Raw genomic sequence first — 12,258 nt, forward strand, 5'->3', positions numbered from 1 at the left:
GGCCGCCCGGGCATAGCGCCCGATCATCCGAACCGGGTCCGACAGAATCCGCCAGGCCCATTCCATCGCGATCCGGCGCACCCATTGCGGGGCCCGCGCCTGCGTTCCCGACAGAAAATCCAGGCCCGCGCCGATTGAGGCAAAGCCCATTTCCGGCACCACCCGCCGCCCCAATGCCGCCAGACATTCCTGTTTCGGGGCCCCAAGCGCGATGAAACACAGGCCCACGCCCGCATCTTGCAGATCCTGCAAAATGGCGCGCGCCTCGGCCCCGCCCGGATCAAACCCCATCGGCGGCGCGATCTGGGCTGCAACCTGCAGCCCCGGCACTGAACCCGTCAGCGCGCGCTCGGCCCCTGTCAGGCTGTCCTGCGTAGACCCGACCAGCCCCAGTTTCACGCCCTTCTCTGCCGCGATCCGGGCCAGCGGCACGATCATGTCAGACCCCGGCAGAAGGTCGACAGACCGCCCCGCCAGACCTGCACACCAGACAATCGGGTTCCCGTCAGCGGTGACAAAATCCTGCGCCGAATAGGCCTCCCGAAACGGCCCCGGAGCGCTGAGCTTTTCCAGGTGATCCAGGTTCAGCGTCGCCAGCGCATAGCCTTGCCCGGCCCTGATACGCGCCGCAATGCCATGCGCCAGCGTCGGCCAGTCGGGCACATTCACCGTGACCGTGTAATTGCCTGTCTTAAAGTCCACGCGGGTCATGCCCCTTGCCTGATATCAGCGCAGTCTGCCGCAATGGGGTGCCACACAAAAGAGTGCGGCAAAGGACAAACTGTTGCCATGCTTTTATGGTCACAATATCCAGGAACGACGAGGCAGAGCAAAAACACGATGACAGGGCAGAACCAGCCAACCGGCGCAGGCGGGCGCAGGGCACGCGCGGGCGTGACCCTGATCGGCTGCGGTTTTGTGGCCGATCTTTACATGCGATCCCTGAAAACATTTCCCGACATTGCGGTGCTTGGCGCGTTTGACACCGACCCTGCCCGCCTGTCGGCCTTCTGCGAACATTGGGGTATTGCGGCCCTGCCCGACGCCGACACCGCCTTTGCCACCACCTTTTCCAGTGGCGGCCTGATCGTGAACCTGACCAACCCGTCGGCACATGCCGATGTGATCGGCCGGGCGCTGAACGCAGGCTGCCATGTGTTCAGCGAAAAGCCGATGGTGACCGATCTGGCGGATGCAAAGGCGCTGCACGCCCGCGCCCGCGACGCCGGTTTGCAATTGGGCAGCGCGCCGTCATCCGTTTTGGGCCAAGCCGCACAGACACTTGGCAAGGCCTTGCGCGACGGCACCGCCGGCACGCCCCGGCTGATCTATGCCGAGCTTGATGACGGGTTCATCGCGCAGGCCCCGCTGGAGAGCTGGATCAGCGAAAGCGGCGCGCCCTGGCCGTTTGGGGATGAATTTCGCACCGGCTGCGCGCTGGAACATGCCGGCTACTACCTTAGTTGGATGATCGCGTATTTCGGCCCCGTGGCGCGCGTGGTGACCGCCACCGCCGAGATCCTTCCCGACAAGCGCGGCCTAACCGGCTGCGCGCCCGATTTCTCTGTTGCCACGCTGTATTTCACCTCCGGCCCGGTGGCGCGGCTGACCTGTTCCATCGCGGCCCCGCATGACCACCGGCTGCGTATCATCGGCGATGATGGCGTGCTGGAGGTGGCTCGTGCCTGGGATAATGCCGCCCCGGTGCGGTATCGCAAGCGCCTGCGCATCCGACGGCGATTGCTGGAAAGCCCGCTCGCCAAGCGGATCCGGCTACCCGGGCCAACCCATCCGCATCTCCCCCGAAAGGGCGCCGCCGCGATGAATTTCGCGCTTGGGCCGGCCGAGATGCTGGCGGCAATTGCCGCAGGCCGCCCGTCGCGGCTGGCCGGGGATTACGCACTGCACCTGACCGAGGCAACCCTGGCCTGCCAGCAAACCGGCCTGCATGACATGACCACGAGTTGCACCGTGATGGAGCCGATGCCATGGGCGCGCTGACCATCCTGATCACCGGGGCCTCGGGCCATGTCGGGCGTGCCTGCGTGGCGCGCGCACTGGCGGGCGGGCACCGCGTGCGCGCGTTGATCCGGGGCGGGCGCGAGCCCTCCGGCCACGCCCATCTGACCGTCATCCGCGCCGATCTCGCCTGCGATGATCTGACGGCTGCGGTTCAGGGGGTCGATGTCATACTCCATTGTGCCGCGGCGATGACCGGCGATGATGCCGCCATGGCGCGCGACACCGTGACCGCCACCGAACGGCTGGTCGCCGCGGCTGCAAAGGCCTCTGTGGCGCATCTCGTGCTGGCCGGATCAGTCGCTGTCTACGGGCTGAAACCTCTGACCGCCGGCACCATCATATCCGAGGAGACCGCCTTGGAAAATGACCTGAAAAACCGCGATGCCTATACCAGGGCCAAGCTGGCGCAGGAACATGTCGTGATCGGCGGCCCCTGCCCGGCAACCCTGTTGCGCATTGGCGCGATCTGGGGGCCGGGGCGGCTGTGGAATGCCCATATCGGCATAGCAAAAGGCCCGGTCCTGCTGCGCCTTGGCCGCGACGGGCAGATCCCGCTGGCCCATATCGACCGGGTCGCGGCGGCCTTGCTTGGTGCTGCGGAAAAAGGCCCGAGCGCGGCAAACCCGCTCAATATCCTCGATGCGGATCTGCCCGACCGGCAGCGTTTCCTCAATGCCTTGCAGGCCGGGGGCTGGCCGAAACTGGTGCTGCCGCTTAGCTGGCGATTGTTCGATATGGTGGCGTCCCGCCTGCCCGATATGCGCCGCCCCGGTCTGTTGCGTCAGGCCACGTTGCACGCCCGCATGGCCCCCATGGGTTGGACCGGTGCCGCCGCTGAGGCCGCCCTGTCCTTGCCCAAGCAGCCGGTGTTCGAACGCCTCATGGCAGACGCGCTCAGCGCGGAGGGCAGCCGATGAAAATCGCCTATCTCACCGGCCAATACCCCCGCGCCACCGATACGTTCATCCAACGTGAGGTTGCGGCCTTGCGCGCGCAGGGGCTGGAGATTGTCACCTGCTCGATCCGGCGCAGCGGCGCGCAGCATCTGGTCGGCGAAGAACAAAGGCTTGAGGCCCGCGCCACGTTCCATGTGCTGGCCGCCACCGCCAATCCGGCGACCCTGTTGCGGGCCAAGCTTGCCGCTTTGCGCCACCCTGTGCGGTATTTTCGGGCGCTTGCACTGGCCTGGACCACCGCGCCCAAAGGCCTGCGCGGGCGGCTCTATAATCTGATCTATTTCACGGAGGCGCTGGTGCTGGCCCGCCATATGGCCCGCGAAAAGGTAACCCATCTGCACAATCACATTGCCAAATCCAGCGCCACCGTGGCGATGCTGGCAAGCGTGATCTCGGGCATCCCCTACAGTTTCACCCTGCATGGGCCGGATATCTTCTTTGCCCCCGATCACTGGCGGCTGGATGCAAAGATCGCCCGCGCGCGGTTCATCGCCTGCATCAGCAATTTCGCCCGCGCCCAGGCCATGCTGTTTTGTGATCAAAGCCATTGGGGAAAGTTGAAGATCATCCATTGCGGCGTTGATCCCGGTCGCTATGACACGCCCGGCCCGCGCGACGGCAATCACCTGCTTTTTGTCGGGCGGCTAGCCGCGGTCAAGGGCGTGCCATTGCTTCTGCAGGCGCTGGCAAAGGCCCGCACAACCCTGCCCGATCTGCGCCTGACACTGGTCGGCGACGGGCCGGACCGGGCGGCGCTGTTGGCGCAGGCCCAGGCGCTCAACCTTGGCGATGGCGTCGATTTCGCGGGCTACAGATCCCAATCCGAGGTCGCGGCGCTGCTGGCCTGTTCCGATTGCCTGATCCTGCCCAGCTTTGCCGAAGGCGTGCCGGTGGTGTTGATGGAAGCGATGGCCGCCCGGCTACCCGTCATTGCCACCCGCGTCGGCGGAACGGCGGAACTGGTCGAGCATGGCGTCTCCGGCCATCTGATCCCGCCCGGCGATGCCGGGTTGCTGCATGATGCCATTATATCCGTGATGACCGGCACCGACCGCGCCGCGATGGGACAAGCCGGCCGCGCCAGGGTGCAGGCTGAATTTGACATCCGGGCCGAGGCTGCCCGGCTTGCAACGCTGTTTCACGCAGGCCTTGCCCTGCCCGCCGAAATACGACCCCGAACACACCCGCAGGCCCGCCCATGAGCACCGTTGCCATCATCGCCATTGGCCGCAACGAAGGGGCCCGGTTGCAGCGCTGCCTGACCAGCCTGTTGGGTCAGGCCGAGCGCATCATCTATGTCGATAGCGGATCTGCCGACGCAAGCGTCACCGTTGCGCAAGGCTTGGGCGTCGAGGTGGTGGAGCTGGACATGTCGACCCCTTTCACCGCCGCGCGCGCGCGCAATGCAGGGGTCGAAGCGCTTGGCGAGGATCTGCCCGATTTCATCCATTTCATCGACGGCGATTGCGAAATGGTTTCGGGCTGGATCGGCAATGCGAAGGCCGCAATGCAGGCCGATCCCGGGCTTGGCATCGTCACCGGCTGGCGCGCCGAGATCCACCCCGAGGCCAGTATCTACAACGCCATGTGCGACCATGAATGGCACCGCCCGGCGGGGCCGATCACGACCTGTGGCGGCGATATGCTGGTGCGCGGCACGGCCTTCCGGAAGGCCGGTGGGTTCAACCCGGCGGTGATCGCGGCCGAGGATGACGAGTTCTGCCTGCGGGTCGCCAAGGCGGGGTTCACCCTGATCCGCCTGCCCCGGGCCATGACCCGTCATGACGCGGATATGGGTCGCTTTTCGCAATGGTGGCGGCGCTCGGTCCGCAATGGCCACGGATTTGCACAGATGGGCGCGCTGCACCCCCATCATCTGGCGCGCGAACGGATGCGCGTGCTGATCTTTGCCGCCGTTTTGCCGGTGCTGGCGGTGATTGGGCTGATGGTGACGCCATGGCTGTTTCTGGGCGTGCTGGCAATCTATCTGGGCTCGTATCTGCGCACGGTCATCGGGCTTATGCGCGGCGGAATGGGGGCCTCCATGGCGGCGCATCAGGGGCTGTATCTCAGCCTTGCCAAATTTCCCAACCTGATCGGCATGATCATTTTTCACCTGCGCAAGCGGCGTGGAAGTGATATGAAAATAATTGAATATAAATAAAAGGTTATGCCGGTGTCTTCATCCAAATCCATCCGTGTCGGCCTGATTGGCGCTGGCTATATCGCCGACTGGCATGGCGCTGCGCTGAAGGCCACCGATGGGGTCCGGATCACGGCCATCTGTGACCGTAATTTTCCTGCTGCAAACGCGTTGGCCGGGCTGCATGGGGCACAAGGCTTTGGCTCCGTGACTGACCTGATCGGCGCAAATATCTGCGACGCGGTGCATATATTGACGCCACCGGACCTGCACCATGACATCGCGCTGGACTGCCTGTCTGCCGGGCTGCATGTGCTGGTCGAAAAACCGGTGGGCCTCAGCCTGGCCGAAACGCGCGCGATTGAAGCGGCGGCCGGCGCGGCGGGAAAATCCTTTATCGCCGGGCATAATTTTCTGGGTCTGCCCGGCTATCTGCGTCTGAAAGCGCTGGCAGAATCCGGCACGCTTGGGCGCATCTCATCGGCCCAGATCAATTGGGCCCTGCCGCTGGCCCCGCTGCGCTCCGGGCCCTATGGGCTGTGGCTGCTGCGCGAGACAAAAAATCTACTGCTGGAACTTGGCCCGCATCCGTTTTCCTTTGCGGTGGATCTGTTTGGCCCGCTCGATATCCGTGCCGTCGATCTGGGCCAGCCCGTGACCCTGCCCGGCGGCCAGACCCGCCCGCAAAGCTGGCGCATTCTGGCGCGCGCGGGCGATGTCGATGTGAGCCTCACCCTCTCCATGGTCGAAACCGTCGATGATCGCAGTGTGACCCTGCGCGGCTCTTCCGGCATGGCGCGGCTGGATTACGCTGCCGATACGCTGATCACGACCCGCGACAATACCGCCGATCTGGTGCTGAACCCGCTGTTGAAATCCATGTCCCAGGCAGGCGGAACCCTGCGCGAAGCTCTGCGCAATGGTGCCGTGCAGCTTGCCTCGCTGAACCGCAAATCCCCCTATGGGCAGAGTTTTCTTGGCATGACGGGCGCGGTTTACGCCGATCTGGCCGCAGGCCGCCCGATTGACCCACGGTTTTCCGGTGCCTCGGCGGTGACAATCATGCAAGGCATCGAGGACACGCTGGCGCATCTGCCCGCCACCGCCGCCCCTGCCGCAATCACCGGCACGCCCGCCCCCACCGTCATGGTGATCGGTGGCACCGGTTATATCGGGCGCAACCTGACCCGCGCCCTGGTGGCGCGGGGCCATGATGTGCGGGTGCTGAGCCGGGGCAGCCACGGGCCCTTTGCCGATATTGCCGATCATGTCGAGACCCTGCCCGTCTCGCTGAGGGATACGGATGCCATTGCGGGCGCGATGACGGGCATCCACACCGTCTATAACCTGGCCAAATCCATGGATAAAACCTGGGGTTCAGCGCTGGAGAACGATGTCGGAACCGCCCTGCGCATTGCCGATGCGGCCCTGCAGGCCGGCGTTGATCGCCTGATCTATACCGGCACTATTGCCTCTTATGACATGTCCGACCGCGCCACGGTGATCACTGAGCAAACCGGGTTTGGCGATATCGAAAATCGCAATATCTATGCCCGGTCCAAGGCCGAATGCGAGGCGCGGCTGATGGCGCTGCACCAGGCCCGCGACCTGCCCCTGATCATCGCGCGCCCCGGCATCGTGGTCGGCGGCGACGGGCCGTTGCAGCATTGGGGTATCGGGCGCTGGCATGGCCCGGGGGCGGTGAAACTGTGGGGCAATGGCCGCAATATCCTGCCTTTCGTGCTGGTCGATGATCTGTCGCAGGGCCTGATTGCGATGATGGACAGCCCGCAGGCGATTGGGCAAAGTTTCAACCTGATTGGTGATCCGATGCTGAGCGCGCGCGATTATTTCGACGCCATCCATACAAGGCTGAATGCGCGCATTCGCGTCAGCACCGGGCATCTGGCCGGGCTTTGGGCGGCCGATGGCGTGAAATACGCGCTGAAACGATATGTATTGGGCCAACGCGATGCGCTGCGGCCTTCGCTGGCCGATTGGCGGTCACGGGCGCATCTGGCGCGGTTCGACAATGCCCGCCCGAAAGCGCTGCTTGGCTGGCAGCCGACAGCAGACCGTGAGGCATTTTTGCGCGCGGCCATAGATCAGACGCGCCTCTTTGGGTTTTAGGCAATCGGCTTATTTCTGCCAATATTCTCAGGCAAAACCGCCCAAAGGGTCCGCCTATACCCTGAATGGACTAAGAACAAACGATGAGCAGAAACAGGACATGGCCCGACGATGACGCGCTCAGCGACAGCGAGCGCGCGCGCCGTGTGCTGGAAAAACGCCTGCGCGCCGCGCTGACCGAAGGTGTCGAACCGATTGCCGACGACGCGGAGGAGGAGGAGGAGGTGCCGCTGCCATCCGCCGAACCGGTTCGCCCTGGCCGTGTTCCGGCCCACCCGCCCCCGCCCCTGCCGTTGATTGACCCGATCGCCAATGCCCCGGCACCCGTCGCGGCCGATCCCGAACCGGAAATTCTGGCCGAGGTCACGGCCGCGCCGGTTTCTGCCAATCCCGAGTCAGAGCCGGAACCGGTATCCACCGCTGCCGCCACTGCAAATGACGCCCGCGATATTTGGCACCGCCTGGCGCAGATCCCGGTTGATCCGGCCCGGCTGGAACGCAATCTGGTGATCACCGCCGGGCGCCACGACCCGGCCCATGCCGCGTTTGACGTGTTGCGCACCCGCATGGTGCAGGCCATGGCCGAAAAGGGCTGGCGGCGCGTCGGCATCACCTCGCCCACCGCCGGCTGCGGCAAAAGCTTTACCGCGATCAACCTGGCGATCAGCCTGTCGCGGCTGGATGATTTCCGCACCGTGTTGATGGATCTGGACCTGCGCCATCCCGGCCTCGCCCGCACGCTTGGCCTGAAAGACATGCCCGCCACCGCCGATTTTCTGCGCGGCCAGATCGCGGCCGAGGATTACCTGTCCACCTTCGCGCCCAATATGCTCAATATCAGTGACCGGCTGGCTTTGGGCGTGAATGGGCGCGCCGATGACTATGCGGCCGAACTGTTTGCCAACCCGAAGACCGAACGCATCCTGCAAACCATGCAAGATGACCTGAAGGCCGATCTGGTGCTGTTCGATCTGCCGCCCGCGCTGGCCATGGACGACGTGCTGGCGCTGCGCCCGCATCTGGATTGTGTGCTGATCGTGGTCGGTGGCGGTCAAACCCGCGCCCGCGATGTGCGAGAGGTGCAGAACCGGTTGGGGGATGACCTGCCGGTTCTGGGAATAGTCATGAACAAGGCCGAGCTGGACCAGAGCAGCGGCTATTCCTACGGATATTGAGAGCCTGAGGCCGTGATTTCAATCCGCGTCAGGTGATTGCGCTTCTTGCGAAAATGCTATCGGGAATATCTGGCCCTATCGGTGCGGCAGAACACGGGCCAGCCGGGTCAGCCTGGCCGGAGATTGCTCTGCGATCATCCGCCAAAGCCCGCGCGCCAGCCCTGCAATCACGCCGATCACGGCAACGATCGCGCCGATCCACATCAAACGCCCGCGCTGCACCTGGCGTCGGCTGCGCAGGTTGGGGATGGCAATCACCGGAATAACGCCCAGTTCGCGTTCCAGTTGCGCCGGGCTGCGCAGGCGGCCATCCAGAATCTCGATGGCCAGCGCCGTGGCCAGCGCCAGCAAGGTCACCACAATGCCCCCCGCCAGCGCGATCTTGCGGCGGCTGGCCGATACCGGGAATTCGGGCGCGATGGCGGTTTCCAGCACTTCGAACCGTTCGGCCTGATTGCGGCTGACCAACAACTGGTTCATGGCCGCCTCGGCCCGCCTGGCGGTGATCACTTCCAGCTCGCCCTGCAATTGCGTGATCTCGCGCTCATAGGCATTGATCTGGCGCTGAACTTCAGGTGCGGCGGCAATCGCGGTCTCCAGTTCGCTGATGGCCGCAAGCACAAGGTTCAACCGCTGGTTCAACAGATCCGACTGGCGTTCCTGCGCTTCGGCCAGAAGCCGCCCGGTGGCGTTTTCCAATTCGATGATCTGCGTTTCAATTGCGATCCGGCTGTCCACCAGACCGGCCAATTGCGTGCGCTGTGTCGCGATGGCGGCGGGCAATGACCCGGAATTTTCCTGCTGGAATTGCGAATATTCATATTCCAGCGCATCTATTTCAGTGCCAAGCCGGGTTTCCTCGGACACCAGAAACTCCAATGTTCGCGCTGTCCGCCCCGAGGTCCGTTCAGCCGCTTCGGCAAGCACCCGCTCAAGAAAGACATTGGCGACATCGGCGGCGATCTGAGGATCATCCAGCCGCACCGTGATCACCAGACCCGAAGGATGGACCTCGGGTCGCCAGGCCTGTTCGGGGTCGATCAGCTTGACGATTGATACCGCTTCGCGCAGCATCGCCACCCGTTCCGTCATCGAGTGATCATCGCTCCACAGATCGAACTGATCCAGCACCGTCACGACACTGTCGCGCGACATCAGCTGCTGTTCGATCAGGTCCAGCTCACTGTCGGGGTTTATGGTGCCGGTGGCACCGCCCGACTGATTGGTCAGACGTTCCACAACCTGTGCAGCCTCGATCTGGATAACGGCGATGGCCTCATAGACACGCGGCTGGCTCAGCGCATAGTTCAGCGCCAATGGCAGGCCGATCAACAAGATCAGCGCCACGACACGCCATTGCCGGTGCAAAATGCGCGGAATGTCCCGCAATGATGTAATCGGACCCATGCCGATTGCTCCTTCCCGAGCCGTGCCGGGATACCGATCAAGGCATCGCGGAAAAAGGGGCTATCCCCTTTGGATTACGATCTCGGCCTGGCCAACTGCCCCCGGGGCTGCCCGACCATAGCCTCAATTTAGATGATTTTATGGCAAAATTCCAAGCTTTAGACAGGCTGCGCCCGGAAACATTCCATTTCCATATCCGGGATCACCGCCGCAATCTGGCCATAATCTCCCGGCAGGGGCAAGGCCAGCGCCGTCAGCACATAGTCGCTGTCCTGCAAGATATACCCGTCCAGAACCGTGCCACTGCCATAGGCACCGAACCCGGTGGCCAGCCGGGCGCGGAACCGGCCGCTATCGGGATCGGGGCGGATCGTCATGGCGTCAAAGCCCACAACCCTGCCGGTAACCGGATACAGCGCCTTGTAAGTGGCTTCCTTGGCCGAAAAGATGATCCGCGCCAGCAGCCCGCGATCGGCTTTATCCTGCAAGGTGAGCCAGGCCATCTCAGGCGCGGTCACCACTTCATCCCAGAGATCACCGGGCAGATCGGCGCGCGCCTCAAGATCCAGCCCCAACCCGGCAAGTCGTTGATTTCGAGACGCAATCGCCAGGCATTCTTCGTCATGATGGGTAATGGACCCGACCACGCCGCGCGGCCAGACCGGCGCGCGATCAGCCGCCATCGGGATGGCGAAGGGCACCAGCCCGATGCCGCGCAACGCGGCGCGCGCGGCGGCGCGACCGGCGCCAAACTCGGCGCGCCTTGCCGGGATGGCGCGGGCCATGGCGCGGCGTTCCTCGGGCCACAGATCATGCGCCATATCGGCGCGCGCGCGCCCCACACCAATGCGATGACGGGTGCCGAACAGCCGGATCAGATCTTTGTGCAGATCCATCACCCTTGCCCCCCACGGGCGGCCCGCATGGCACGGCGGCGTGACATCGCATCGCTGCGGGTCATGGCGCGCAGATTTTCAGCCGGTCCCGGTGCTGCTGCCTCAGGTTTTGTCGCGCCCGTCAGGCGGTCAATCTCGGCTGCCAGCGCCGACAGCACCGGAAAGCGGAAGATGTCGGTGATGGACAGCGCCGCGACCTCCAGATCGGTGCGAATCTCACGATGGACCTGAACCGCCAGCAATGAATGCCCGCCGAGATCAAAGAAATGATCCTGCGGCGTGATGCCCTGCACCCCCAGAATGCGGCTCCAGATCGTGGCAATCTTGCCTGCCGTTCCGGCCTGCGGCGCAATCGAGGTGACGGTCGCGCTGCGCCTGGCTTGCGGCGCGGGCAGCGCCTTGCGGTCAATCTTCCGGTTCGGCGTCAACGGAAAGGCGTCCAGTTCCATGAATTTCGCGGGCACCATATGGGCCGGCAACCGGGCCTCCAGCCCCCCCCTGAGGGCCGTTTCATCGACCTGCCCCCCGGCCATGTAGTAGCCGACCAATTGGATGTTTCCGGGCGTATCCTCGCGCGCGATCACAACTGCCTGGCGGATCCCTTCCGCGGCCTCCATTGCGGCCTCGATCTCACCGGGCTCGATCCGGTAGCCGCGCAGTTTTATCTGCGTATCGGCCCGACCCAGAAATTCCAGCCCGCCACTGGCCCGCCAGCGCACCAGATCACCGGTGCGATACAGCCGCCCGCCGTCGCGGAACGGATCGGGCAGAAACCTCTCGGCGGTCAGATCATCCTGCCGCCAATACCCCCGCGCAACCCCGGCCCCGCCGATAAAGAGTTCCCCCGCCTGGCCGGTGGCCACCGGCTGCATGGCATCATCGAGAACATAGACCTGCGTGTTGGCAATCGGCGTGCCGATGTCGCTGATGGCATCAATCGTTGCGGCTCCAGTAGTGGACCAGATCGTGGTCTCGGTCGGCCCATACATGTTTTCGATATCGGCATCGGTGGCGGCGCGCAGATCAGCCACCAGCGACCCGGGCAGCGCCTCGCCCCCGATCATCAGATGCCGGACCCGGCGCAACGCCATCCGCGCCTCGTCATTGCCCACCAGCATCCGCGCCATCGAGGGCGTGCATTGCAGATGCGTGACCTTGTGGCGGATGATCTGCGCCGCAATCGAAAAATCATCCTCGGCCAGATCATCGCCCATATTCGACAGGCGCAGCACCTCGGCCAGCGGTCGCAACCCTTCAAGCACCAGATCGCGGTCGATGCCGAAATCAATCAGGCAGGCAATTTCATCAACGCCAATGCGCTTGAGCTGCTCGACCCGGTCAAGACACTCCTCAACGGTGCCAAACAGCCCGCTCTCGTCGAAATAACGCTGGAAGGCAAAATCGAGGATCGCCTCCAGTTCATCCTCGCTGAGAATACCCAGATCAAGCTGCATCGGGTTTTCAACGCCTTTGGGTTTCTTGAAGGCCGGAAACACCCAGGCAAACTGCTTGATCAGCCCGGCCGCCGC

Annotated in this window: 10 protein-coding genes; 6 read left to right on the top strand and 4 right to left on the bottom strand. The window is 64.1% G+C overall.

What is annotated here, in order from left to right; genetic code table 11:
* Positions 1 to 702: WecB/TagA/CpsF family glycosyltransferase (locus ACW8PS_RS00995; RefSeq protein WP_491525384.1), on the bottom strand; the 702-nt coding region annotated here is incomplete at its 3' end.
* Positions 703 to 840: 138 nt separating this feature from the next.
* Between ACW8PS_RS00995 and ACW8PS_RS01000 the strand changes: the two genes are divergently transcribed.
* The 6 genes from ACW8PS_RS01000 to ACW8PS_RS01025 all read left to right on the top strand — a co-directional run bounded on the left by ACW8PS_RS01000 (position 841) and on the right by ACW8PS_RS01025 (position 8,426).
* Positions 841 to 2,001 carry a Gfo/Idh/MocA family protein gene (locus ACW8PS_RS01000; protein ID WP_491525385.1) on the top strand — a complete coding sequence of 387 codons (1,161 nt, stop codon included), beginning with the start codon at positions 841 to 843 and terminating at the stop codon, positions 1,999 to 2,001.
* Complete coding sequence (locus tag ACW8PS_RS01005; RefSeq protein WP_491525386.1) at positions 1,989 to 2,939, top strand: NAD-dependent epimerase/dehydratase family protein; 951 nt, start codon at positions 1,989 to 1,991, stop codon at positions 2,937 to 2,939. Before ACW8PS_RS01000 ends, ACW8PS_RS01005 begins: the two co-directional genes overlap by 13 nt.
* Positions 2,936 to 4,180, top strand: coding sequence for a glycosyltransferase family 4 protein (locus ACW8PS_RS01010; protein WP_491525387.1), 1,245 nt, complete (start codon positions 2,936 to 2,938; stop codon positions 4,178 to 4,180). Before ACW8PS_RS01005 ends, ACW8PS_RS01010 begins: the two co-directional genes overlap by 4 nt.
* Positions 4,177 to 5,142: a glycosyltransferase family 2 protein gene (locus tag ACW8PS_RS01015; protein WP_491525388.1), complete on the top strand. Its 966-nt coding sequence runs from the start codon at positions 4,177 to 4,179 to the stop codon at positions 5,140 to 5,142. The genes ACW8PS_RS01010 and ACW8PS_RS01015 overlap by 4 nt, the downstream gene beginning before the upstream one ends.
* 12 nt (positions 5,143 to 5,154) lie before the next feature.
* Positions 5,155 to 7,251: an NAD-dependent epimerase/dehydratase family protein gene (locus ACW8PS_RS01020; protein WP_491525389.1), complete on the top strand. Its 2,097-nt coding sequence runs from the start codon at positions 5,155 to 5,157 to the stop codon at positions 7,249 to 7,251.
* A gap of 83 nt (positions 7,252 to 7,334) precedes the next feature.
* Positions 7,335 to 8,426: a CpsD/CapB family tyrosine-protein kinase gene (locus ACW8PS_RS01025; protein ID WP_491525390.1), complete on the top strand. Its 1,092-nt coding sequence runs from the start codon at positions 7,335 to 7,337 to the stop codon at positions 8,424 to 8,426.
* Positions 8,427 to 8,501: 75 nt separating this feature from the next.
* On the opposite strand, the gene ACW8PS_RS01030 is transcribed toward ACW8PS_RS01025, so the two are convergent.
* The 3 genes from ACW8PS_RS01030 to ACW8PS_RS01040 all read right to left on the bottom strand — a co-directional run.
* Positions 8,502 to 9,833, bottom strand: a complete 1,332-nt coding sequence (locus ACW8PS_RS01030; protein WP_491525391.1) for a Wzz/FepE/Etk N-terminal domain-containing protein — start codon at positions 9,831 to 9,833, stop codon at positions 8,502 to 8,504.
* A 158-nt stretch (positions 9,834 to 9,991) separates the two neighbouring features.
* Entirely contained in the window at positions 9,992 to 10,729 is a 738-nt protein-coding gene (locus tag ACW8PS_RS01035) for a 4'-phosphopantetheinyl transferase family protein (RefSeq protein WP_491525392.1), read from the bottom strand.
* Positions 10,729 to 12,258: non-ribosomal peptide synthetase (locus tag ACW8PS_RS01040; RefSeq protein WP_491525393.1), on the bottom strand; the 1,530-nt coding region annotated here is incomplete at its 5' end. The genes ACW8PS_RS01035 and ACW8PS_RS01040, both read right to left, overlap by 1 nt.

This window comes from Alterinioella sp. (assembly GCF_058343375.1).